This is a genomic window from Simiduia litorea (genome assembly GCF_042853465.1).
GTDB lineage: Bacteria > Pseudomonadota > Gammaproteobacteria > Pseudomonadales > Cellvibrionaceae > Simiduia > Simiduia litorea.
Genome location: NZ_AP031497.1, coordinates 4135437 through 4157306 on the forward strand (window position 1 = coordinate 4135437; position 21870 = coordinate 4157306).

The following is a 21870-nucleotide window of genomic DNA, read 5'->3' on the forward strand; positions in this document are numbered from 1 at the left end:
GACACTAAGCATTCTTTGTTTGATACGTTTTAGGTGACACATAATTTAAGCTCGAGTGTAGTCGATCCTCGTTGTAAAACTCAACATAATCAACAATTCTAGCCACGCATTCGACCATCGTCCTGAATTTCCAATGATGTGCCAACTCATTTTTTAGTGTCTTAAAAAATGATTCTACGTATGCATTATCTGTTGGCGTGCCGGCGCGACTCATGCTACTGACCATTCCAGCATTCGTAACAATCCGCTGATATGCTTCTGAACAGTATTCAGAACCCTGGTCACTATGGAAGATGCAACCTACCTTTACGCTCTCAGATATTAGCGACATCTTTAATGCGCCGCTAACCAAGTCGGTATCATGATAGCGCGAGAAACCCCAGCCAATAACTTTTCGTGTAAATAGATCCAGAACAGCCGCCATGTACATAGGGCCTTCTCCTGTTTTTAGGTAGGTCATATCCCCAGCCCAATGCTCGCCGAAAGCAATCGCTTTATCTTGTGTCGCCAGTACATTTTCTGCCACCAGGGAGCTGCTACCGCTGGCGCGCCTCTGCCTATATGCATGGTATATCGACTTAATGCCATTAACTTGCATCAAACGATTAATGCGCCTGCGGCTGCACGAATAACCCAAACTCTTTAAATATGGGTGCACACGAACAGCGCCGTAATTACGTTTATGACCGACATGCGTTTCCTTAATTTGGGCAGCCAGAACTTCATCGTACTGAGCGTGATCGCTTGTATCGCGATTCCGCCAGTCATAATAACCGCTTGGTGAAACGTCGAGGTAATCACACATAGCTACAATTTTGTGGCTGTCTCGGTTCTTCTCTATGAACGCGTATCTTTCTTGCGCTGATCCAAGAAGAACCGTTTGGCCTTTTTTAGGATATTTACCTCTTCCTCTTTAGCTGCCAAACGTTTTTCGAGTTCTTTGATGCGTGTTTTAGCCGACTGCAATGCCTGCTGATCTTCTTTGGAGGGTTTAGGTGGTGATTTGACAACCATATACTTATTCTCGGAAAGGCGACCTTCTTTAAATTCTTGTCGCCAACGATACAGCATGACTGGATGAATCCCCAGCGCTTCTGCGACGTCTATCGCCTTAACGTGCTTGCGCTTACTGAGTTTGACTGCATTTATCTTGTAGGCCAAGGTATAGCTGTCGTAGTGACTTTTATTCGTTATTCCCATTGTGAACCCCTTTAGCGGATTAGTAATTTACTGTCCGTTAAAGTGGTGCAGGTCTATAGCGCCGAGTCCAGCAGCGATAGCTGCGACTTGACCACCCTTGTTAAGGTTGCGATCTGCCGCGCCACCTACAGAGTAAGTTGTGAAGCGCCAGCGGAACTGCAACTGCTTATTTTACCCGCAAGAATGCCACACTTGATGACCTTACGGAACTCTCTAACGATACGGGAAATATGACGCACTAGAAGCGGCACTTTCCTTGATACCGATAGACTTGCTTACTGCACTCTCTTTCTGAGTGGCACAATACTTAACGAAAATTCGCAGAGTACATTAACGCCCGGCTTTGGGGCGGCCGGAGCATAGCGTAGGCCGTCCCGCCGCGTATTTAGCGGCGCACAAGAGCCGCTTGTTATTGGCCGCCGGTTTGCACCTGCTACAACGCGCTTAGCGGAGCAACGCGAAGCCAGAGGCCAAGTATTTGGGTAAGAATACCTTACTTGAAACCTTTTGGAACCCACTTAGGGCTACCCACGATGTAGGCATGCAGCGGGATTTACACGACAAACCTACTATTAGCACAGGGAGCGATACTGCGGACTTTGATGCAGCACATCCCCTGATGCTGGCATGCCGACTTACTGGCACACTTTTGAATTACATTATGAAACTAAAACTAACTGAAAAAGGTAAGGCGAAATAACGCCCGCATTTGGGGCGGCGAAGCGACAGCGTAGCCGTCCCGCCGCGTTTTATAGCGGCGAACAAGATGCGCTTGTTATGAGTGCCGACACTATTTAAAGAGTACATAAGCGCCTACTAGGGCCAAAGCCATGGCCGATAGAGTCAGGATTGCTGCATTGAATAAAGCCCCGCCAGAGGAATTGATCTTTGCTTCAATCTCCACCATCTCCCCTTCTGTTAGAGGGTTTTCAACTTGATGCCGACTATTCGATAACAACGCTATTGCATCTTTAGCCTGATGGTCCAAAACAGACCAAACCCCAACTTTAAGCGCACCAGTTGCAAACGCTCCTATCCTTTTAGATTGACGACTAGATACGTGAGTGAATATGCCTTTAGCTCTCAATCTTTCAGCAAGGTTTTTCGCATCGACCTCGTTTTCATACTCTCTGAGTAGAATCATGTTTGTAATTCATAACGCCGGTGGCAAGGGCGAGGCGCGATTAGCGCCGAGTCCAGCAGCGATAGCTGCGACTTGGCCACCCTTGTTAAAGTTGCGATCTGCCGCGCCACCTACAGAGTAAGTTGTGAAGCGCCAGCGGAACTGCAACTGCTTATTTTACCCGCAAGAATGCCACACTTGATGACCTTACGGAACTCTCTAATGATACGGGAAATATGACGCACTAGAAGCGGCACTTTCCTTGATACCGATAGACTTGCTTACTGCACTCTCTTTCTGAGTGGCACAATACTTAACGAAAATTCGCAGAGCACATTAACGCCGGTGGCAAGGGCGAGGCGCGATTAGCGCCGAGTCCAGCAGCGATAGCTGCGACTTGGCCACCCTTGTTAAGGTTGCGATCTGCCGCACCAACAACAGAGTACGTTGTGGAGCGCAAGCGAAACCGTAACCAATAATTTTACCCGCAAGAATGCCATACTTGATGACCTTACGGAACTCTCTAGCGATATGGAAAATATGACTTACTAGAAGCGGCACTTTCCTTGATTCCGATAGACTTGAATACAGCACTTACTTTTTAAACGGTACGAACTCGACAACAAAATCGCAGAGCACATTAACGCCCGGTTTAGGCGCGGCTGGAGCGTAGCGTAAGCCGTCGCAGCCGCACGTTTTTTGTGCGGCTAACCTACAACCGCTTGTTATATTTGGCCATCCTCTTCCATGGGAAAGAAGCTATAGCCTTTCCCACCAGTACGCTTCCACCATTTTTCCGACCACATTTCTGTTACGTGAACCTTGGCAATGTGTTCTGAATTGGATCTCATCAAATTATTCAAATGAGGATCTTTCAGGATTAAGTCAAGTGCTGCTTTCTCAGCATCTTCGATTGAGGAAGCTTTAACAAATCTTGTTGTAACAAAGCCAAGAAGCTTCCATTGCTCCTCTACCCTAATCTCGTAGTTATCGCCTTGCAGACGAACACCGTACTTCAAAGTTTCACCTCAAATATAACGCCGCCAGCAGGGGTGACAAAACCAGAGCGAAGCGGCGGTTTTGGCATCCCTCTGGCTGGCTTTGTTATGCATTTTCTAGTTTGGCAATGAGTGTATTTTGTACTGCGCGCCATGTTTTGTTTTCGCCATTTTCTTCCCACAGCTCTTGCAACTCCGAGCCAGACGTAATTTTTTTCACTGCTTCTAATGCCATTTTAGAATGAGCCACCTCTATATTCGGTTTAGAGCCAAAGATTAAGCCTTGCTTTTTACCTAGCCAGTTTTTCGCTTCTTGGGGTATCAATGATTCGTCGCCTGTAACAGCAGCGGCAATAATTTCACATGCTGCTAATGCTTCAGAGCAAATTGGGGATTCCAAGTAATCGTTTTCACTCAATACCGATCGAATAGGTGCTAAAAGAGTATCTAGCCCTTTGGACTTTTCTAAACCCCAGACCCAATCTCCAGCGTCATCATTTCCAAAGTTATCTTCGCTCCATGCTCCCATGTCTACTCTCCTCGGTATGCATAACGCCCGCAACAGCCGGGATCGCAGCGAGTCGGATGCTTGCGTTTGTTATGCACTAACATGAACCCGTAAAAAATGCGATTATTAACCAAAACACACCTTCCACTGCAATTTGCTCCCCCACACCGCTCTCCTCACCTGTTTGAGATTTATGCGAGCAGGGAAACAAGCCTTTTAGAGCGTCTGGATTAAAAAATAGTCCATAACATTTCTTACACGCATCAATATCTATATCTTGAACACTTATGGTGTGAAGGGCAACGTTAGTACAGCATGGGCATTTCCGCTTTGATACTCCGACGTCATTTGCTTCAAACACCAAGCGCTGAGTAGTAATACTCTTCTTCTCTTTAACTAAAAGCGCTGCTATCGACCGCTCCGGAACCCAAACACCACTACAGTACTTACATGAATAGGTTTGTATCCCACTTGAATCCGTAGGCGCCAACCTCTCTATGCAGTTTGGACACTTCATAATCTATTCATTGCCTTGTTATAAATTTTTTTCATTTTCTTTGTTGTGCCAAATACGGAGAATGTTGATAGCCTCCGATGAAGATATTTGGTACCTGATGGTATAGTTGCCAATATATAGATCACGAAGTAGATCTGGGTTTTCTGCACGGGAAACCGGAAGACCAACTTTCGGAAACACTTTAAGTCTTTCTGCAGCTTCCTGGATTTCTATGGCAGCTTTTCTTGCAGCCAAAGGGCTTTTAGGTGCCATAAAATCATGAAGGCGTTTCAAGTCACCAACCGCCTGCGGTGTATAACGCAGCCTCATTTTGCAGGGGCTTTCAGAAGGCTTTCGGTTCCCCAGCTATTGAGCCAAGCATTCACCTCAGACTCGTCTATAAGCTCACCCCGCCTTACAGAATCGATTGCTTCAAGAGTTTCTTCCCAGCGAGACTCTTCGACTGCCTGCCTAGCGACAAACTCCCTAACCGCTTGATTTATAAGGTAACTTTTACTTCTGTCGAGTTTCTGAGCCAGAAGATCAAGTGGTTTCTCAATATCATCATTTAGGCGAACACTAGTAATACTCATAGAACCTCCTACAAAGCTTGTATTACATTGTAATACAGCACGAGGTTCAGGGCTAGACTTGATTTATAACGCCGGTGGCAAGGGCGAGGCGCGATTAGCGCCGAGTCCAGCAGCGATAGCTGCGACTTGGCCACCCTTGTTAAGGTTGCGATCTGCCGCACCAACAACAGAGTACGTTGTGGAGCGCAAGCGAAACCGTAACCACTAATTTTACCGCAAGAATGCCATACTTGATGACCTTACGGAACTCTCTAGCGATATGGAAAATATGACTTACTAGAAGCGGCACTTTCCTTGATACCGATAGACTTGAATACAGCACTTACTTTTTAAACGGTACGAACTCGACAACAAAATCGCAGAGCACATTAACGCCGTGTTAATGGGCAGCCGAAGCAACGCGTAGGCTGTCCAGTGGAAGCCGTGTCTTTTGCGGCTGCAACGAAATTGAACACTTTGTTAAGTGAATTACACACCGAAAAGACTGCCTAAAAAATATGGTACTTTTGAAAAACCTGCCCAAGAAATAGCACCTACAGCGAAAACAAGATGTTCTGATTGAATTTTTCCATAACTTTTCGCCCTAAGAAATATAATAGCTATTACCGCAGAGAAAAACCAAACCACAAATCCAACATAATTCAATAGGTTGATAGTTAGGCTTTCAGTCCAATTTACTGATGCCGCTATTAATGTTAATACCAACGCAATTGCAGCTGGCAAGTACCGATTCCATTCTTTTGCTACAGCCTCCAAAAGCATCGAATACAATACGCCTATGCCGCCCATTAACAGATACGCCATTATTTCCACTCACTTAACGCCAGTATTTGGCGCATTTTTGTTGGTGCTGTTTTTCAAGCGCCGACAAAAATGTCGGCCAAGATACTTTTGTTAGCAATTTATTGCATAAATGCATTTGAATTTACTTGGAGTTGTATAATTTTAAGCTCATCCTCTTCCAGCGAAAGCCCCATGTATATTTGAGCCACATCACTCTCAAATGTAGCTGAAACACTATAATCGCAGCGTTCAATCTTACCTGTTGAAGTGTGCGCTTGTTTAGCGCAACGCTGCCATTCAATAGAATCTATGGATTTCAAAGCTCCTAGCTTGTTAAAATATTTGAATAATTTGTCACCCTGCTCGTCGGTAGTTACTTCCAACCAAGAAAAACTTAATTGTGGCTTTGCGAGCTCATAGTTCCACGGGCTTTGATTTCTTAGAAACTCCCTGATGTAAGGTTCGGCTACACCGTCAAACTTCCCATAGGTTTTTGATGTTGTGATACCAGCCCAAACAAGAAGAATTATAATTAACGCCAATACGACACCAAACCCAATTAATATCTTCTTGATAATGGACAAAAACCCACCACTTTTCTTCATCTCATTCTCTTTCAAGTCAGCACTTCCGGGTGCATAAGGGTTTTGATCCACAATAAATTTCTCCAACGTTTTGGGGTTGCTAACGCCTCAAACAGGGGCGCACGTTAGTGCGTCCCGGCCGAAGGCCCTTGCTGCTTTGACTTGTTACGTGTGATTTTCTCGGCAGTGATTTCATTTGCAAGCGCAAGATATCTTATGCTTTTATCGAAGAATGAAACATACCAATTCTCTTCATTATCTTCGATAAATGTATGAAATGTTCGTATAACTTGCCCACCACTAAACTCCATTACTAGATCATTCTGTGGAGTGATCTCAACAGCTGTTAATTGCGCACCCTTTATTGGGTCAGTTACCGCACAACAACGATGAAAATCAGTTTCATACTCCTCTTTAGATTCATAGGAATCATGTGCGGCAAAATCACCACTAGCAATTATAATCTTGCCGTTTGCTTCATATCTCCAGCTTGGATCGATCCAGAACGAAACATCACCGAAGTGAATATTCAGGGAATTACAAGCATTTCCCTTCCGATCAACGGTCTTTCCAATCAATACTCGAAGCTCTTTTTCTAGATTATCTCTCTGCATTCTCAATTACACGTAACGCCCCACTTAGCCGCAGCCACATGGAGCTTGTTTGTTGTGTTAGCGTAGCGACAACACAACAAACCAAGCGGAGTGTGAGCTGTCGGCTACAGTGGCTTGTTATGTGGCTTTGTACTTTTTCTTTAGCAAGGATGATACAAGAAAAAACACCACCCCGAGTAAAGCAAGCATGAGGCCTACATATACAAAATTTACGCCTTCAGACGGCACAATTTTATAAAACTCATACTTACCGCTGGATGTTTCATGACCACCAAAGCTTATACCACCAACCGGTAGAAAATCACTGCCAAAGGCTAGCAAAGATAAAGCTATAAGCAAAACGCCAAGGACCTTCATTATCGAACTGAGTATTTTCATGCTTAAAGCCAACTTACGAATAGGAGCGAATGTTTGCTAGTACACATAACGCCGGTGGCAAGGGCGAGGCGCGATTAGCGCCGAGTCCAGCAGCGATAGCTGCGAGCTTGGCCACCCTTGTTAAAGTTGCGATCTGCCGCGCTAACAACAGGGTACGTTGTGGAGCGCAAGCGAAACCGTAACCACTAATTTTACCCGCAAGAATGCCACACTTGATGGCGTTACGGAACTAGCTAGCGATACTGGAAAGGTGACTTACTGGGAGCGGCACTTTCCTTGATACCGATAGACTTGCTTAATGCACTCTCTTTCTGAGTGGCACAAAACTTAACTAAAATTCGCAGAGCACATTAACGCCGCTAGCAACGGCGACCAATACGTAGCTTCTTTTGTGTTAATTTGGAGCGTAGCGACAACACAAAAGAAGCGGAGTGTTGGGCGTCCAAGCGCACGTGTTTTTGTGCGCTGATGTTGCCTAGCCTTGTTATGCTTTTACTCAGTTCGTACTTTGACGATTCTTGAATCTGTACCAATTTCTAGGCATAAACCACCGGCATATAAGCAGCCTTCTTTGATGAAGGGGGCTGAGCCGTAACTGTCCTTTTCGATAGTAGATTGAACTTCAGAAAGAGGCTTACCAACCAGATTGAAATTGGCTACCACTAAGGCCTGATCAAGCATTCTATCCAAAGTGTCGAAACTGGCTGATTGATATGACTGCGTAATTCCATGATCTAAAGATTGCATACTATAAGCTACTACCCAACCGAGATTGGATAGTAAAAGAAGCACTGTAAGAATCTTTGTACTACGACTCAAAGTCAAATCTTCCCTGTTGATGCATAACGCCGCAAGCAAAGGCGCGCGTTAGCGCGTCCAGCCCGCAGGGCGATTTTGCCTTGCCTTGTTATGTGTTTAGTCATCGGACTTGCCATTGGAAAGGACGTAGCCAGCGACTGTTCCTAGTAAAGCAGCCAAAGTTTCAGATTGAAAATTAGTTACTACAGCAAGAATTAAAATGGTTGGAATAAACAGCACAACACCAACAGCTTTTAGCGTGGCTGGACCGAAGCCTTGGTTTTTAGCTTTGATGCGCTTATAGATTATGTTTAAGCCGTATAGCATCGCTGCTACTGCACCACATACAGCGACTACTTGTAGCCATGTTGCTGATGGTTCAATTTGCACTTGTTACTCCTTGTGACACATAACGCCCAGCTAAGCTGCCGGAACGGAGTTGGTTGGTTTGAGCTAGCGTAGCGTTTAAGCGCAAACGAAGCAACGGAGTGGAGGTCAGATTGAGCTGTTTGTTAAGTGATTTACTCCGGAGACCACTCGTACTCAATTGCATTACCCAGAGGAATAAATGTTGCTGATCTTGGTAGGGCGTATGTATTGGGCCTCTCACCCTTAATAGCAAAAACATAGAACGCGCTTTGCAGTACCTGAAATGCACGAGAGCAACTAGAGACCAACTTATTCGACACTACCACTTCCCCGGCGACATCTCCTTTGTACGATTTTATAACAGTAAATACAGCTGTTTGAGTACTAGTGCTTTCATCAAAAACTTCGGAGTTCAACCGTCCAAAGAACATCACATCACTCTTCTCTAATAATTGATCGGAGTATAATGCTGTCCGTTTAAAGGGGCTAATTACACAAGCATCAGCCGCTCCGGACATTAGTATCCAAATCAAAACCAATAGTAGGATCTTCATGAATTCACTTAACGCCCCACTTAGCCGCAGCCACATGGAGCTTGTTTGTTGTGTTAGCGTAGCGACAACACAACAAACCAAGCGGAGTGTGAGCTGTCGGCTACAGTGGCTTGTTATGTGGCTTTGTACTTTTTCTTTAGCAAGGATGATACAAGAAAAAACACCACCCCGAGTAAAGCAAGCATGAGGCCTACATATACAAAATTTACGCCTTCAGACGGCACAATTTTATAAAACTCATACTTACCGCTGGATGTTTCATGACCACCAAAGCTTATACCACCAACCGGTAGAAAATCACTGCCAAAGGCTAGCAAAGATAAAGCTATAAGCAAAACGCCAAGGACCTTCATTATCGAACTGAGTATTTTCATGCTTAAAGCCAACTTACGAATAGGAGCGAATGTTTGCTAGTACACATAACGCCCGCAACAGCCGGGAGCGTAGCGAGTCGGCTGTTTGCGCTTGTTATTTGCACAATTGATTTTCTTTAGAAAATGCCCCAAGCCTTGACGCCCTAGCTATGCCTGAAATTTAACGGCAAGAATACCTTACTTGCCACCCTGAGATGTACCCACTTATTGGCACACCACAATCTGGCGGCTTTTTAGCCGCCCCATAAATCTACAATGAGGCACGAAGAAAGGATTGATACGTTTGAACACAGCACAATCCTTTATGCCTTTGGTGCCTTGGACTGCACCGATGAAACTACAAACCATATCGAAAGATTAAATTCTTTCTAATAGCAAATAACGCCGGTGGCAAGGGCGGCCGCAGCAACGCGGAGGCCGTCCAGCAGCGATAGCTGCGACTTGGCCACCCTTGTTAAAGTTGCGATCTGCCGTGCCACCTACAAAGTACGTTGTTGAGCGCCAGCGAAACCACAACCAATTAATTTTACCCGCAAGAATGCCACACTTGAAGGCACTGCGGAATACATTTGGGTAGCGGGAAGGACTGCGATGTTGACGCGGCACATTCCCTGATACCGATTTCTAAAATCTTATGCGATTCACTTTACGTGAACCAAAACTTCCCTAAAAGGCAGAGCACATTAACGCCCGCCACAATGGCGAGCAACGACTAGTTGCGAGTCCAGCCGCGCAGCGGCGTATTGGTGGCGTTTGTTATGGCTTGTACTACCAAGCGACATCATAGAACCCCATAACCTTTTGTGTTTGTTCGTTTACTACAACGATCCAGTCACCGTGAAGTAGAGAATGGCCTTCTACGGTTTGTGCACAAGCTAAGTACACGCGGCATTCACCTTTCACGACTTCAAATACTTTAGATGATGCTGGAACATTCGTTTCGCAGAACTTTGCATGGTCAGGATATCTCTCAATGAGTTGTGCAGTGACATTAGACCAAGCTGATTTTTGTTGCTGAGCTGTGAAATTACAGCTCCTTTCCGTAGATGGCAGCACGCTTTCTTGAGCCGAGCATGATGCAAGAAATATACTTAGTATTAAAACTATTCTCATATTACGCGTGACCATAACGCCTTGCTAAGGGGCCGTAGTGTAGGCGATTATTTTTTGCTAGCGTTAGCGTAAAGCAAAAAAGAAGCGCCGAAACGGAGGTCCCACGTAGGCCGCTTGCGGCCGGAGTGTACTTAAGCAATTTGTTATGAGTCCGCAGCTAATGGTGGCACACACTTATTACAAAAAACCCAGATAAGACCAAAATCACCAATAATTTCAAAACCATTATCAATTTCACGGACGAGCTCAAACTCGCCAAATGAAACGATATTGCTATCTTCATCCCAAATTATCGAAAGCGTGAGGTGCGAAAAATCTACCTCTATCTTTGAGTCATCTTTGTTTGAAAAGCGTACGTTGAAGACCCTTTTGTCTTCATCGATTACTTGAAAGGTTAGCTCACTCCTATCTTGAGGGGCTTCCAACCTAATGACTTCTAAGCCAAATAGCTCTTTCATACATTAAGACTCATAACGCCGGTGGCAAGGGCGAGGCGCGATTAGCGCCGAGTCCAGCAGCGACAGCTGCGACTTGGCCACCCTTGTTAAAGTTGCGATCTGCCGCGCCAACAACAGGGTACGTTGTGGAGCGCAAGCGAAACCAGAACCATTAATTTACCCGCAAGAATGCCACACTTGATGACCTTACGGAACTCTCTAGCGATATGGGAAGTATGACTTACCAGAAGCGGCACTTTCCTTGATACCGATAGACTTGCTTACTGCACTCTCTTTCTGAGTGGCACAATACTTAACGAGAATTCGCAGAGCACATTAACGCCGGTGGCAAGGGCGGCCGCAGCAACGCGGAGGCCGTCCAGCAGCGATAGCTGCGACTTGGCCACCCTTGTTAAAGTTGCGATCTGCCGTGCCACCTACAAAGTACGTTGTTGAGCGCCAGCGAAACCACAACCAATTAATTTTACCCGCAAGAATGCCACACTTGAAGGCACTGCGGAATACATTTGGGTAGCGGGAAGGACTGCGATGTTGACGCGGCACATTCCCTGATACCGATTTCTAAAATCTTATGCGATTCACTTTACGTGAACCAAAACTTCCCTAAAAGGCAGAGCACATTAACGCCCGTAGCACGAGCAAAGATGCAGCGCAGCGAAATCTTTGTCGCTGTGCCTACGTTTGTTAAATGCTATTTGCACGCATCCACCGCTTGGCTTGAGTTAAGGACTTATGTCTTAATTTCTGTGAATCAGTTTTGTCTTTAGATATTGCCAATAGTTGTTCACAAATACTACTCGTCAGAGGAAAACCATTCTCAATCCATGTTACTGCTAATAGAGCCCAGTGCCGACTAGGAAAACGAAGAGAGTACTCAACTACATCAGCTAGTAAATTTTCGCTAAGCGCTCCGGCGTTCTTAACCTCTCCAATAACCGCAGGATATTCATGCTCCAACACTGGCAATAGAACCATCAGATTCTGATGCTCTAACCATAAGCTATTTAATTCTGCGATATCTTTCATTGGCATTTAACGCCGCTATAAAAGGCACGCGTTAGCGCGTCCAGTGGAGGCCGCTTTTCGGCCGGAACGATTTTTGATAGCTTTGTTAAATGCTCTTTTGCAATATGAAATCTGCATGCTCTTTACGCCCGTTACACACGGAACTTGGATGCCCTATACACCCTGACACCTCTTCCTCTTCTGGACCGTAACCAGTATGAGTAGCCACCACTACAAAGTTACCGCTCATAGCATCACACGGACCGGGGCAGACAAATACGAACCAATCAAAATCTTTTTTAGGTGGAATTTCATAGTAGCCTTCGTAATTCGTAGTTACCTTTCGCGAAGAATCACCTTTTATATAAACCTCTGCTCCCTGTATCGGGAACCCCGTTACCCCGTCAGTTACACGGCCGGACACTTGTGGCGAAGTCCAGTTGTTGTGGGGATATGGCAAAATACAACCAGACAGAATTGCCGAAAGAAATATGACGATAGCTTGTTTCATAGTGTGCATTTAACGCCCGCCACAACGGCGAGCAACGATTAGTTGCGAGTCCAGCTGAGCAGCAGCGTGTTGGTGGCGTTTGTTATAAATTAGCTCCATGGCAATTTTTCCAATTGGTATTCATTGGCCTCCATGCATGGAATCATAAACCAATGAGCATCTGGCCATATTCTTGCATTTTCTTCAATCCCGTAGAAACATGCGGCAATTAACTCAACATTAACCAGCTCTTCACTATTCAAGGGCATCCATATAAGTCCCATTTTATCTTTTAACATTGCTAGATATTCGTTGACCGGACCAACAACTGGCGGAACTACCGTTGATTGAACGGCGATAGAATATAGTAAGAAGGTGGCCAGTAATTTTCTCATGATTTATAACGCCCGCTTCAGCCGGGCCGAACGCGGATCGGTTTTGGTGTTATTGTTTGAGCGCAGCGAGTAACACCAAAACCACGTAGTGTTTGGCCTCGGCTGCAAGCGTTTGTTATACGCTGCACTATGAAAAGATACGAAGTGACAGCATTAACCAGAAAAAAGTAACCACTGCACCGACGATACCAGCCCCAAATGCCAGCGCAATATTACCCTTTTTATACTCTTCCAGTGTACCAGCGACAATATACCCGCCATATTTTCTGGTTAGTAACCAGATAGTCAATACGCATCCACCAATAACTACGACCGATGATAAGAAATAAGCCCAACTAAATAGCGAGAGAAAAAAAAGTGGTGTGCTGGTAAAAGCCAATATCGCACCAGTTGCGAATCCCTCTGGAATATCATCGTACTTGAGTCGACGACCGCATGAGGTGCAGACACCCATCATCGTACCGGTCTTGGCGGCAGATAATTCCGATTTAAATTGCTTATTACATTTCTCGCAGATCATTTACGTATAACGCCCGCAACAAACGCGAGCGTAGCGAGTCGAGGGCGACCGCCCATCTTGGTTGCGATTGTTATGCATTTTTTAGCCTCAACGCTTTGCGGGTAAGCAATACTGTACCCCAATATATAGATAGAGGTACACCGTAGAACATAGCGAACAGTGACGAAGCCACTTTAAAATAAACCAAGGAAACGAGAAAGAACAAGGCTAAAATTATAATTAGTGAACTTTTATAAAATTTATTCCCGCCATTTAAGTAACGCCAGAATGACCATAAAAAAAACAATAATGATGCACAAAAAATTATAGAAAAATTTTCTAGCTGTCTATCGCTTAAAATTTTTTCATCAACCACAAACACTAAATAGACAAATATTGGAATGACTGAAATTTGTTGATAGGAAGTAAGGCGAAACCCTCTTTCATGCTTGTACTTTTGAAGAATACTGTACCAGTGGTCTTGTTTTAGCTCCCACTCTGTCACCTTGGCTAGCACAAAGGGCAAGCCTAGTAATGCGGAGATTACCGTAACGACTATGAGAATTACACCAATCAAACTCAACAATTAGAGCCGCACCCTATTTTGCATAACGCCGTGTTAATGGGCAGCCGAAGCAACGCGTAGGCTGTCCAGTGGAAGCCGCGCTTTTTGCGGCTGTAACGAAATTGAACACCTTGTTAAATATTTAGCAGCCGCCATCACCGCCTCCAAAGCCCCCATCTCCTCCGCAACCACTATGGCCATCGGTCTTTGACCCATAACCACCTATAGCAACTAACCAATAAACCAAAGCAATTAAAAAAAGGAAAATACATATTGGAGCTATAAAACCAGACGCGATGGTATTTGATGATAGCTCTGAATAATAGCAGGATAGAATTAGTCCTAATATGACTATGGATAAAGATAGAAACTTCACCTTTTTTCCTTCATGTATTTAACGCCGGTGGCAAGGGCGAGGCGCGATTAGCGCCGAGTCCAGCAGCGATAGCTGCGAGCTTGGCCGCCCTTGTTAAAGTTGCGATCTGCCGCGCCAACAACAGGGTACGTTGTGGAGCGCAAGCGAAACCTTAACCACTAATTTTACCCGCAAGAATGCCACACTTGATGACATTACGGAACTCTCTAGCGATATGGGAAATATGGCTTACTAGAAGCGGCACTTTCCTTGATACCGATAGACTTGAATACAGCACTTACTTTTTAAACAGTACGAACTCGACAACAAAATCGCAGAGCACATTAACGCCGTGTTAATGGGCAGCCGAAGCAACGCGTAGGCTGTCCAGTGGAAGCCGTGTCTTTTGCGGCTGCAACGAAATTGAACACTTTGTTAAGTGAATTACACACCGAAAAGACTGCCTAAAAAATATGGTACTTTTGAAAAACCTGCCCAAGAAATAGCACCTACAGCGAAAACAAGATGTTCTGATTGAATTTTTCCATAACTTTTCGCCCTAAGAAATATAATAGCTATTACCGCAGAGAAAAACCAAACCACAAATCCAACATAATTCAATAGGTTGATAGTTAGGCTTTCAGTCCAATTTACTGATGCCGCTATTAATGTTAATACCAACGCAATTGCAGCTGGCAAGTACCGATTCCATTCTTTTGCTACAGCCTCCAAAAGCATCGAATACAATACGCCTATGCCGCCCATTAACAGATACGCCATTATTTCCACTCACTTAACGCCGCGATAAACGGTGGTTTTTAAGTTGCACTTTTGCCATAAAATGGAGCGAAGCGGAATGGCAAAAGTGCAACTTAAAATTCCATCCGTTTGATTGCTTTGTTAAATGCTTTTTAAAGCCACAACGGCCACTTTTTTGACCCGGTTGGATGTAACTCAATACCTTGATTAATACCCACTGAAAATTGCTCCTGTTCTTTAGCAAGCAAGCCTGATTCAGAATAATTTAGGATTTGTATATTGCCTATAAGTTTGAAAGGATGCTTTTTATACATTTGATAAGCTTGCAGAGGCTCTGACATTCCCTTGACCCAAACTTTAAAAAAAAATACGTCCTGCTTTTCTCCGTTGTCTAATGTTACTAAACCATCTTGGCTATAAGACCAAGCCTCAAACGACCGGCTTAGTTCAGGGAGTTTTTTCTCTGCGGCACTTACCGCTTGTTGTTGCGTTTCGGCTTCAAATTCCATACTTTCCCTTTTGCCATTATTCATAGTAATGACATACGGCACCATTAGCTCATGCTCTGCTAATGAATCACCAATCGCAGCGCTATGTGCCATGATAAATCCAAGAATCTGTCCGATTACTTCGTGCTTCAAAATTACTCCCTCATTTAACGCCCAGCTTTGGGGCGGCCGGAGCATAGCGTAGGCCGTCCCGCCGCGTATTTAGCGGCGCACAAGAGCCGCTTGTTATTGGCCGCCGGTTTGCACTTGCTACAACGCGCTTAGCGGAGCAACGCGAAGCCAGAGGCCATTAGTTTGCGTAAGAATACCTTACTTGAAACTTTTTGGAACCCACTTAGCGCACACCACGATTTAGGCATGCAACACCCTTTGCGCGATGAACCAACTATTAGCACCAGGAAAGAAACTGCGGGATTGGGGCAGCACATTCCTTGATGCTGGCATGCCGACTTAGTGGCACACTTTTGAATAACTTACTGAACTCAAAACAAACTTAAAAAAGGTAAGGCGAAATAACGCCGTGGTTTGGGGCGACTGGAGCATAGCGTAAGCCGTCCCGCACCGCGTTTTTTGCGGTGCTTACAACACCACCTTGTTATTTGCCGCCGGTTTGCATTTACTACAACGCGCTTAGCGGAGCACCTGCGAAGCCAGAGGCCTTTAGTTTGCGTAAGAATACCTTACTTGATGCCTTTTGGAACCCACTTAGGGCAAACCACAATGCAGGCATGCATCACGCCTTGCGCGGCGAACCAACTATTAGCACAGGGAAATAAACTGCGATATTGAAGCAGCACATTCCTTGATGCTGGCATGCCGACTTACTGGCACACTTTTGAATAACTTACCGAACCCAAAACAAACATAAAAAAGGTAAGGCTCAATAACGCCGGTAGCAAAGGCGAGCGATAGCGAGTCCAGGCCGCGCTTTTTGCGGCCGATTTTGCCTACCCTTGTTAAGCATTGAATCTTTCTACGATAGATTTACACTCATACAAAGAGACTTCCTTTGCCCACTTAATAGATTGCTGAATTTCTAGCTCATGTCGATCAAGAGCTTCTTTAGACCAATACTGCCTTTGCGCGCCTATTGGTAAATGATCGATTTCTGATGAAACTCCTGTGAATGCCAGAAAGTCCTTATCATCTTCAGGGAGGCCAACTTCAAACCTTAGCGAAGATATCTCAATGGCCCCCTCTAAATAATGAATAGAGCCATCAAGCATTCCGCTCGCAACGCTGGCGGCACGCTTACGTTGTTTCTCGATGTATTCTTCGTGGCTCATTTTCATAGGGTGCTTAACGCCGGTGGCAAGGGCGAGCGAAAGCGAGTCCCGCGGCGACAGCCGCGAATTGGCCACCCTTGTTAAGTGTTTGACTCCGAAAAATACAGAACATCATTATCTGTGCACCAACCTTTCCAGCTATTTGACTTAGAATTAGCGCTCCAAAAATATAGCGGGACATCGCTACCTATCCTACTTAGCTTGCTTACAAACAATTCAATTTTTTTGATTAAATCCATCTGACTTTTACTTGGCACCTGTACCTCCTGTAACAAAGCCAATCTGCGAGAGAAGACTAATAACTGCCTGTCTCTTTCGCCTATACCACTCTCATGCGAAAATTTATCAATCGTTAGCTGATCAATACTAGCATCTAGTAATTTTTCTAAAATCTCTATGAGCACTTCTTCCATAAATACACTTAACGTCCGGTTTAGGGGCGGCTGGAGCGTAGCGTAAGCCGTCCCAGCCGCACGCTTTTTGTGCGGCGAACCTACAACCGCTTGTTATGTGCTTTTACGTAAAAATGATTATGCACAGCCAAAAAAACCGAAAATATAAAGACCACCACAACAGGTATTAGCGGCGTAGCTATAACTGGATTCTGGAGTACAAAATAGCCCCACAAAAAATAAACTAACGAAGCACTGGCAATGATAGCTACAGGTTTACGGTGTTTTACCTGATCTTTCCAAAGCCAGCCTAGAAGTAGAAATGGAAATAGATTCCAAAATATCCATAGTGGCACTAATACAGCATAGATGGTCATTAGTATCCTTTACTACCGAACTTCCGTAATCACATAACGCCGGTGGCAAGGGCGAGGCGCGATTAGTAGACTTGCACCACTTTCACGGACACTAAGCATTCTTTGTTTGATACGTTTTAGGTGACACATAATTTAAGCTCGAGTGTAGTCGATCCTCGTTGTAAAACTCAACATAATCAACAATTCTAGCCACGCATTCGACCATCGTCCTGAATTTCCAATGATGTGCCAACTCATTTTTTAGTGTCTTAAAAAATGATTCTACGTATGCATTATCTGTTGGCGTGCCGGCGCGACTCATGCTACTGACCATTCCAGCATTCGTAACAATCCGCTGATATGCTTCTGAACAGTATTCAGAACCCTGGTCACTATGGAAGATGCAACCTACCTTTACGCTCTCAGATATTAGCGACATCTTTAATGCGCCGCTAACCAAGTCGGTATCATGATAGCGCGAGAAACCCCAGCCAATAACTTTTCGTGTAAATAGATCCAGAACAGCCGCCATGTACATAGGGCCTTCTCCTGTTTTTAGGTAGGTCATATCCCCAGCCCAATGCTCGCCGAAAGCAATCGCTTTATCTTGTGTCGCCAGTACATTTTCTGCCACCAGGGAGCTGCTACCGCTGGCGCGCCTCTGCCTATATGCATGGTATATCGACTTAATGCCATTAACTTGCATCAAACGATTAATGCGCCTGCGGCTGCACGAATAACCCAAACTCTTTAAATATGGGTGCACACGAACAGCGCCGTAATTACGTTTATGACCGACATGCGTTTCCTTAATTTGGGCAGCCAGAACTTCATCGTACTGAGCGTGATCGCTTGTATCGCGATTCCGCCAGTCATAATAACCGCTTGGTGAAACGTCGAGGTAATCACACATAGCTACAATTTTGTGGCTGTCTCGGTTCTTCTCTATGAACGCGTATCTTTCTTGCGCTGATCCAAGAAGAACCGTTTGGCCTTTTTTAGGATATTTACCTCTTCCTCTTTAGCTGCCAAACGTTTTTCGAGTTCTTTGATGCGTGTTTTAGCCGACTGCAATGCCTGCTGATCTTCTTTGGAGGGTTTAGGTGGTGATTTGACAACCATATACTTATTCTCGGAAAGGCGACCTTCTTTAAATTCTTGTCGCCAACGATACAGCATGACTGGATGAATCCCCAGCGCTTCTGCGACGTCTATCGCCTTAACGTGCTTGCGCTTACTGAGTTTGACTGCATTTATCTTGTAGGCCAAGGTATAGCTGTCGTAGTGACTTTTATTCGTTATTCCCATTGTGAACCCCTTTAGCGGATTAGTAATTTACTGTCCGTTAAAGTGGTGCAGGTCTACAGCGTAAGCCGTCCCGGCCCGATAGGGCCGTACAAGATGCGCTTGTTATAAATTTTCACTCTAATCCGTAGTTTTGAGCAAAGTTTTTATAAAAATCAGCCCATGATTTTGGAGAGTGATTTTTAATAGCTTCTTCGTAACAGTGCTGAGCTTGTTCTTTCAATGCCGACTTCTCCTCATCACTAAAAGACTCGAATTCTGATGCAATACCCTCTTGTATATCTACAATAGTGTCTTCATCAAGTTCTTCCGCTTCTAATATGTCCAGATAACCCATAATGGTTAAAAGGCAGTCTGCAATATTCTTCACGATCTCTCCTTAGATTTATAACGCTCGGTTTAGGCGCGGCTGGAGCGAAGCGTAAGCCGTCGCAGCCGCGCATTTTGCGGCGAACCTAAAACCGCTTGTTATTTGCCGCTGGTTTGCACCTGCTACAACGCTGGATAGCGGAGCGGTAGCGAAGCCAGTGGCCGATTATTTGGGTAAGAATACCTTACTTGACCCCTTTTGGAACCCACTTAGGGCAACCCACGATGTAGGCATGCAATACGCCTTGCGCGGCTAACTTACTATTGGCACCAAGAAGGAAACTACTGAACTTCTGAAGCAGCACATTCCTTGATGCTGGCATGCCGACTTACTGGCACACTTTTGAATTACAAACTAAAACCGAAACAAACTTAAAAAAGGTAAGGCGAAATAACGCCTTGGTAACCCGCCGGAACGGAGTTGAAGTTTTGTGCTATTTAAGCACAAAACGCGCAACGCAGTGGAGGTCGGATTGACCAACTTGTTAGCTTTTATTCTCATTGAACTTTAAACTCACTTTCAATAACTATTTCTTTAGCATAATTCAATGATTCTAAATCGCTTCTTCCATACGCCATAAAACTGTCTTTTAACGACCATTCATTTTCACTGAGACTACCTACGAACTCTTTACGCTCCTCGTTTAAGTGCTCCACTTCTTCAGTTAGGAGCTCTAGTTCGTATTCTCCTTCCGTATTTTGTTGCCACCACGTGCTAAATTCCTCGAGCGCCTTTTGGTCATTCCTTGCATTTACAACAAGAGTGGTCATAAAAACAAGATCTTCCGCATTCACTTCTGCATCATTATTTTCGTCTTGAATTAATATCACAGAATCACCATCAGCGAATTCACTAGGAAAATTATTAGTTTTTAATAGGTAATACTTCATTCTCCCCCCCTGTGAAGCTAACGCCGGTGGCAAGGGCGAGGCGCGATTAGCGCCGAGTCCAGCAGCGATAGCTGCGACTTGGCCACCCTTGTTAAGGTTGCGATCTGCCGCACCAACAACAGAGTACGTTGTGGAGCGCAAGCGAAACCGTAACCACTAATTTTACCCGCAAGAATGCCACACTTGACGACCTTACGAAACTCTCTAGCGATATGGGAAATATGACTTACTAGAAGCGGCACTTTCCTTGATACCGATAGACTTGAATACAGCACTTACTTTTTAAACAGTACGAACTCGACAACAAAATCGCAGAGCACATTAACGCCGCCAACAGGGGCAGCCAGCATGCAGCGCTTTTTGTGATATCTTGGAGCGATAGCGACAACACAAAAAGCGCGGAGTGTTGGCTGTCCTAGCCGCTGTCTTTTGGCGGCTAAACCTGCTTGGCCTTGTTATGTTCATATACCCAGATAGATAACAAGCTCTTTACCTTCTACCGCCACTTCTTTCAACACAGCATATGCCGCGGCCTGTTTTAAGTCTGCCTTCTTCAAAGTATAGATAGGGTTCTTTGAAAAATATTCATTCAATGCTTTTTCTAAGGCCTTACTCACCTTTGGCGTAATATTGTCAGCCAACCCCTGAACCGAAAGGCTCTCTATTACAGGATCTATAAGGAAAAATTGTCCTCCCTCGGAAACATAAGTCACACCGCCAGATAGATCTAAGGAACCACCTAGAGGCTTCGGATTATCATTAAGTTTTATATTTAACTCGACGTCCATGCCTCCATTAATCTTTCCAGAACCTTCAATTAACTCGATCCTAGGGTTCTGCAATGTGACATCAATTATGAATAGATAGGTCTTCGTTAGAGGTAATTTTTGCTCCATCGTAGCTACTATTTGAGATTCAGGAATTCTGACAGTGTATTCTTTGCCAGAAAAATAGACATACGCACTTATTAGTGTGAGTAGTAGTGACGATGCCACTATGAGCAGTTTACTTTTCATCATTCTCCTTAAACATAACGCCGCCATAAAACGCGCGACGCAAGGAGCGTCGTAGGCCGCGTTTTTTTGCGGCCGATTTTTAATGGCCTTGTTAAATGCTTCATGCTATGGAAACCGAACTTCACTAAACCGCATGCATTTAAGGCTGCCTTCTGCAAATAGAATACCTTGCTCTACCAAGTGCGCGACTCTTTGTGAATAGATAACATCGGGTATACCTTTTACAGGACTGGGCAATTCACTCATTGTAGCCCCGACAAGGAAAGCCACCTTGCGGCTATATTTTGGATGAACGTGACTTAAAAGCATTTCGTCAATTTCTTTAATCTGCTCATCAGTGAGCGAATTCACAAGAACTTTTTCTTCTTCTGTAAGATCTCTGTCAGGAACTGGTCTTTCCATCGATACCTCCTAGCATTTAACGCTCGGTTTAGGCGCGGCTGGAGCGAAGCGTAAGCCGTCGCAGCCGCGCATTTTGCGGCGAACCTAAAACCGCTTGTTATTTGCCGCTGGTTTGCACCTGCTACAACGCTGGATAGCGGAGCGGTAGCGAAGCCAGTGGCCGATTATTTGGGTAAGAATACCTTACTTGACCCCTTTTGGAACCCACTTAGGGCAACCCACGATGTAGGCATGCAATACGCCTTGCGCGGCTAACTTACTATTGGCACCAAGAAGGAAACTACTGAACTTCTGAAGCAGCACATTCCTTGATGCTGGCATGCCGACTTACTG

At 44.9% G+C, this 21870-nt stretch carries 32 protein-coding genes; all 32 read right to left on the bottom strand.

The window, feature by feature from the left end:
• Positions 1 to 4: 4 nt before the first annotated feature.
• The 32 genes from ACGHTT_RS18325 to ACGHTT_RS18480 all read right to left on the bottom strand — a co-directional run bounded on the left by ACGHTT_RS18325 (position 5) and on the right by ACGHTT_RS18480 (position 21537).
• Positions 5 to 841 carry an IS3 family transposase gene (locus ACGHTT_RS18325; RefSeq protein ID WP_390594989.1) on the bottom strand — a complete coding sequence of 279 codons (837 nt, stop codon included), beginning with the start codon at positions 839 to 841 and terminating at the stop codon, positions 5 to 7.
• Complete coding sequence (locus ACGHTT_RS18330) at positions 838 to 1200, bottom strand: transposase (protein WP_390590745.1); 363 nt, start codon at positions 1198 to 1200, stop codon at positions 838 to 840. The genes ACGHTT_RS18325 and ACGHTT_RS18330 overlap by 4 nt, the downstream gene beginning before the upstream one ends.
• Before the next feature lie 790 nt (positions 1201 to 1990).
• The gene (locus ACGHTT_RS18335; RefSeq protein WP_390592447.1) at positions 1991 to 2344 is read right to left on the bottom strand and encodes a hypothetical protein; all 354 of its coding nucleotides are present in this window, start codon (positions 2342 to 2344) and stop codon (positions 1991 to 1993) included.
• A 704-nt stretch (positions 2345 to 3048) separates the two neighbouring features.
• Positions 3049 to 3342 carry a hypothetical protein gene (locus ACGHTT_RS18340; RefSeq protein WP_390592448.1) on the bottom strand — a complete coding sequence of 98 codons (294 nt, stop codon included), beginning with the start codon at positions 3340 to 3342 and terminating at the stop codon, positions 3049 to 3051.
• Between the two features lie 85 nt (positions 3343 to 3427).
• Entirely contained in the window at positions 3428 to 3850 is a 423-nt protein-coding gene (locus tag ACGHTT_RS18345; protein ID WP_390592450.1) for a DUF4259 domain-containing protein, read from the bottom strand.
• Between the two features lie 76 nt (positions 3851 to 3926).
• A complete protein-coding gene (locus ACGHTT_RS18350; protein WP_390592451.1) occupies positions 3927 to 4346 on the bottom strand; it encodes a zf-TFIIB domain-containing protein in 420 nt (139 codons plus the stop codon).
• 18 nt (positions 4347 to 4364) lie between these two features.
• A complete protein-coding gene (locus ACGHTT_RS18355) occupies positions 4365 to 4655 on the bottom strand; it encodes a type II toxin-antitoxin system RelE/ParE family toxin (protein WP_390592452.1) in 291 nt (96 codons plus the stop codon).
• Positions 4652 to 4918, bottom strand: coding sequence for a CopG family ribbon-helix-helix protein (locus ACGHTT_RS18360; protein ID WP_253358386.1), 267 nt, complete (start codon positions 4916 to 4918; stop codon positions 4652 to 4654). Before ACGHTT_RS18360 ends, ACGHTT_RS18355 begins: the two co-directional genes overlap by 4 nt.
• A gap of 468 nt (positions 4919 to 5386) precedes the next feature.
• Positions 5387 to 5731: a hypothetical protein gene (locus ACGHTT_RS18365; RefSeq protein ID WP_390592453.1), complete on the bottom strand. Its 345-nt coding sequence runs from the start codon at positions 5729 to 5731 to the stop codon at positions 5387 to 5389.
• Positions 5732 to 5820: 89 nt separating this feature from the next.
• Positions 5821 to 6357, bottom strand: coding sequence for a hypothetical protein (locus tag ACGHTT_RS18370; RefSeq protein WP_390592454.1), 537 nt, complete (start codon positions 6355 to 6357; stop codon positions 5821 to 5823).
• Between the two features lie 53 nt (positions 6358 to 6410).
• Positions 6411 to 6899, bottom strand: a complete 489-nt coding sequence (locus ACGHTT_RS18375; RefSeq protein WP_390592456.1) for a hypothetical protein — start codon at positions 6897 to 6899, stop codon at positions 6411 to 6413.
• Positions 6900 to 7016: 117 nt separating this feature from the next.
• Positions 7017 to 7277 carry a hypothetical protein gene (locus ACGHTT_RS18380; RefSeq protein WP_390592457.1) on the bottom strand — a complete coding sequence of 87 codons (261 nt, stop codon included), beginning with the start codon at positions 7275 to 7277 and terminating at the stop codon, positions 7017 to 7019.
• Positions 7278 to 7769: 492 nt separating this feature from the next.
• On the bottom strand, positions 7770 to 8024 hold the full coding sequence (locus ACGHTT_RS18385) for a hypothetical protein (protein ID WP_390592459.1): 255 nt from the start codon (positions 8022 to 8024) through the stop codon (positions 7770 to 7772).
• A gap of 168 nt (positions 8025 to 8192) precedes the next feature.
• Complete coding sequence (locus tag ACGHTT_RS18390; RefSeq protein ID WP_390592460.1) at positions 8193 to 8465, bottom strand: hypothetical protein; 273 nt, start codon at positions 8463 to 8465, stop codon at positions 8193 to 8195.
• A gap of 646 nt (positions 8466 to 9111) precedes the next feature.
• A complete protein-coding gene (locus ACGHTT_RS18395; RefSeq protein ID WP_390592457.1) occupies positions 9112 to 9372 on the bottom strand; it encodes a hypothetical protein in 261 nt (86 codons plus the stop codon).
• A gap of 1256 nt (positions 9373 to 10628) precedes the next feature.
• Complete coding sequence (locus ACGHTT_RS18400) at positions 10629 to 10943, bottom strand: hypothetical protein (RefSeq protein ID WP_390592461.1); 315 nt, start codon at positions 10941 to 10943, stop codon at positions 10629 to 10631.
• A 684-nt stretch (positions 10944 to 11627) separates the two neighbouring features.
• Complete coding sequence (locus tag ACGHTT_RS18405) at positions 11628 to 11975, bottom strand: hypothetical protein (RefSeq protein ID WP_390592462.1); 348 nt, start codon at positions 11973 to 11975, stop codon at positions 11628 to 11630.
• 79 nt (positions 11976 to 12054) lie between these two features.
• Entirely contained in the window at positions 12055 to 12459 is a 405-nt protein-coding gene (locus tag ACGHTT_RS18410) for a hypothetical protein (protein WP_390592463.1), read from the bottom strand.
• An 89-nt stretch (positions 12460 to 12548) separates the two neighbouring features.
• Positions 12549 to 12833 (bottom strand): hypothetical protein, encoded by a 285-nt coding sequence (locus ACGHTT_RS18415; protein ID WP_390592464.1) that lies wholly within the window; start codon positions 12831 to 12833, stop codon positions 12549 to 12551.
• Between the two features lie 127 nt (positions 12834 to 12960).
• Positions 12961 to 13353, bottom strand: a complete 393-nt coding sequence (locus ACGHTT_RS18420) for a hypothetical protein (RefSeq protein ID WP_390592466.1) — start codon at positions 13351 to 13353, stop codon at positions 12961 to 12963.
• Between the two features lie 70 nt (positions 13354 to 13423).
• Positions 13424 to 13918, bottom strand: a complete 495-nt coding sequence (locus tag ACGHTT_RS18425; protein ID WP_390592468.1) for a hypothetical protein — start codon at positions 13916 to 13918, stop codon at positions 13424 to 13426.
• A 778-nt stretch (positions 13919 to 14696) separates the two neighbouring features.
• On the bottom strand, positions 14697 to 15041 hold the full coding sequence (locus ACGHTT_RS18430; RefSeq protein ID WP_390592453.1) for a hypothetical protein: 345 nt from the start codon (positions 15039 to 15041) through the stop codon (positions 14697 to 14699).
• Between the two features lie 122 nt (positions 15042 to 15163).
• A complete protein-coding gene (locus tag ACGHTT_RS18435; RefSeq protein WP_390592469.1) occupies positions 15164 to 15652 on the bottom strand; it encodes a hypothetical protein in 489 nt (162 codons plus the stop codon).
• 824 nt (positions 15653 to 16476) lie between these two features.
• Positions 16477 to 16812: a DUF2489 domain-containing protein gene (locus tag ACGHTT_RS18440; protein WP_390592470.1), complete on the bottom strand. Its 336-nt coding sequence runs from the start codon at positions 16810 to 16812 to the stop codon at positions 16477 to 16479.
• A 74-nt stretch (positions 16813 to 16886) separates the two neighbouring features.
• Positions 16887 to 17219, bottom strand: coding sequence for a hypothetical protein (locus tag ACGHTT_RS18445; RefSeq protein WP_390592471.1), 333 nt, complete (start codon positions 17217 to 17219; stop codon positions 16887 to 16889).
• An 80-nt stretch (positions 17220 to 17299) separates the two neighbouring features.
• Complete coding sequence (locus ACGHTT_RS18450; protein WP_390592472.1) at positions 17300 to 17575, bottom strand: hypothetical protein; 276 nt, start codon at positions 17573 to 17575, stop codon at positions 17300 to 17302.
• Positions 17576 to 17666: 91 nt separating this feature from the next.
• The gene (locus tag ACGHTT_RS18455) at positions 17667 to 18503 is read right to left on the bottom strand and encodes an IS3 family transposase (protein WP_390594989.1); all 837 of its coding nucleotides are present in this window, start codon (positions 18501 to 18503) and stop codon (positions 17667 to 17669) included.
• Positions 18500 to 18862 carry a transposase gene (locus ACGHTT_RS18460; protein WP_390590745.1) on the bottom strand — a complete coding sequence of 121 codons (363 nt, stop codon included), beginning with the start codon at positions 18860 to 18862 and terminating at the stop codon, positions 18500 to 18502. Before ACGHTT_RS18460 ends, ACGHTT_RS18455 begins: the two co-directional genes overlap by 4 nt.
• A gap of 112 nt (positions 18863 to 18974) precedes the next feature.
• A complete protein-coding gene (locus tag ACGHTT_RS18465) occupies positions 18975 to 19229 on the bottom strand; it encodes a hypothetical protein (RefSeq protein WP_390592473.1) in 255 nt (84 codons plus the stop codon).
• A 497-nt stretch (positions 19230 to 19726) separates the two neighbouring features.
• Positions 19727 to 20260 carry a hypothetical protein gene (locus tag ACGHTT_RS18470; RefSeq protein WP_390592474.1) on the bottom strand — a complete coding sequence of 178 codons (534 nt, stop codon included), beginning with the start codon at positions 20258 to 20260 and terminating at the stop codon, positions 19727 to 19729.
• Between the two features lie 320 nt (positions 20261 to 20580).
• Positions 20581 to 21138, bottom strand: a complete 558-nt coding sequence (locus ACGHTT_RS18475; protein ID WP_390592475.1) for a DUF1439 domain-containing protein — start codon at positions 21136 to 21138, stop codon at positions 20581 to 20583.
• 102 nt (positions 21139 to 21240) lie between these two features.
• Positions 21241 to 21537, bottom strand: a complete 297-nt coding sequence (locus ACGHTT_RS18480; protein WP_390592476.1) for a DUF3658 domain-containing protein — start codon at positions 21535 to 21537, stop codon at positions 21241 to 21243.
• Positions 21538 to 21870 lie beyond the last annotated feature (333 nt).

Excerpts from the sequence above, each read along its gene's own strand:
- ACGHTT_RS18460 (WP_390590745.1), bottom strand. The coding sequence starts at position 18,862 with ATGGGAATAACGAATAAAAGTCACTACGACAGCTATACCTTGGCCTAC.
- ACGHTT_RS18335 (WP_390592447.1), bottom strand. The coding sequence starts at position 2,344 with ATGATTCTACTCAGAGAGTATGAAAACGAGGTCGATGCGAAAAACCTT.
- ACGHTT_RS18385 (WP_390592459.1), bottom strand. The coding sequence starts at position 8,024 with ATGCAATCTTTAGATCATGGAATTACGCAGTCATATCAATCAGCCAGT.
- ACGHTT_RS18375 (WP_390592456.1), bottom strand. The coding sequence starts at position 6,899 with ATGCAGAGAGATAATCTAGAAAAAGAGCTTCGAGTATTGATTGGAAAG.
- ACGHTT_RS18450 (WP_390592472.1), bottom strand. The coding sequence starts at position 17,575 with ATGACCATCTATGCTGTATTAGTGCCACTATGGATATTTTGGAATCTA.
- ACGHTT_RS18475 (WP_390592475.1), bottom strand. The coding sequence starts at position 21,138 with ATGATGAAAAGTAAACTGCTCATAGTGGCATCGTCACTACTACTCACA.
- ACGHTT_RS18330 (WP_390590745.1), bottom strand. The coding sequence starts at position 1,200 with ATGGGAATAACGAATAAAAGTCACTACGACAGCTATACCTTGGCCTAC.
- ACGHTT_RS18345 (WP_390592450.1), bottom strand. The coding sequence starts at position 3,850 with ATGGGAGCATGGAGCGAAGATAACTTTGGAAATGATGACGCTGGAGAT.
- ACGHTT_RS18480 (WP_390592476.1), bottom strand. The coding sequence starts at position 21,537 with ATGGAAAGACCAGTTCCTGACAGAGATCTTACAGAAGAAGAAAAAGTT.
- ACGHTT_RS18395 (WP_390592457.1), bottom strand. The coding sequence starts at position 9,372 with ATGAAAATACTCAGTTCGATAATGAAGGTCCTTGGCGTTTTGCTTATA.
- ACGHTT_RS18405 (WP_390592462.1), bottom strand. The coding sequence starts at position 11,975 with ATGCCAATGAAAGATATCGCAGAATTAAATAGCTTATGGTTAGAGCAT.
- ACGHTT_RS18440 (WP_390592470.1), bottom strand. The coding sequence starts at position 16,812 with ATGAAAATGAGCCACGAAGAATACATCGAGAAACAACGTAAGCGTGCC.
- ACGHTT_RS18410 (WP_390592463.1), bottom strand. The coding sequence starts at position 12,459 with ATGAAACAAGCTATCGTCATATTTCTTTCGGCAATTCTGTCTGGTTGT.
- ACGHTT_RS18400 (WP_390592461.1), bottom strand. The coding sequence starts at position 10,943 with ATGAAAGAGCTATTTGGCTTAGAAGTCATTAGGTTGGAAGCCCCTCAA.
- ACGHTT_RS18350 (WP_390592451.1), bottom strand. The coding sequence starts at position 4,346 with ATGAAGTGTCCAAACTGCATAGAGAGGTTGGCGCCTACGGATTCAAGT.
- ACGHTT_RS18380 (WP_390592457.1), bottom strand. The coding sequence starts at position 7,277 with ATGAAAATACTCAGTTCGATAATGAAGGTCCTTGGCGTTTTGCTTATA.
- ACGHTT_RS18420 (WP_390592466.1), bottom strand. The coding sequence starts at position 13,353 with ATGATCTGCGAGAAATGTAATAAGCAATTTAAATCGGAATTATCTGCC.
- ACGHTT_RS18355 (WP_390592452.1), bottom strand. The coding sequence starts at position 4,655 with ATGAGGCTGCGTTATACACCGCAGGCGGTTGGTGACTTGAAACGCCTT.
- ACGHTT_RS18360 (WP_253358386.1), bottom strand. The coding sequence starts at position 4,918 with ATGAGTATTACTAGTGTTCGCCTAAATGATGATATTGAGAAACCACTT.
- ACGHTT_RS18445 (WP_390592471.1), bottom strand. The coding sequence starts at position 17,219 with ATGGAAGAAGTGCTCATAGAGATTTTAGAAAAATTACTAGATGCTAGT.
- ACGHTT_RS18415 (WP_390592464.1), bottom strand. The coding sequence starts at position 12,833 with ATGAGAAAATTACTGGCCACCTTCTTACTATATTCTATCGCCGTTCAA.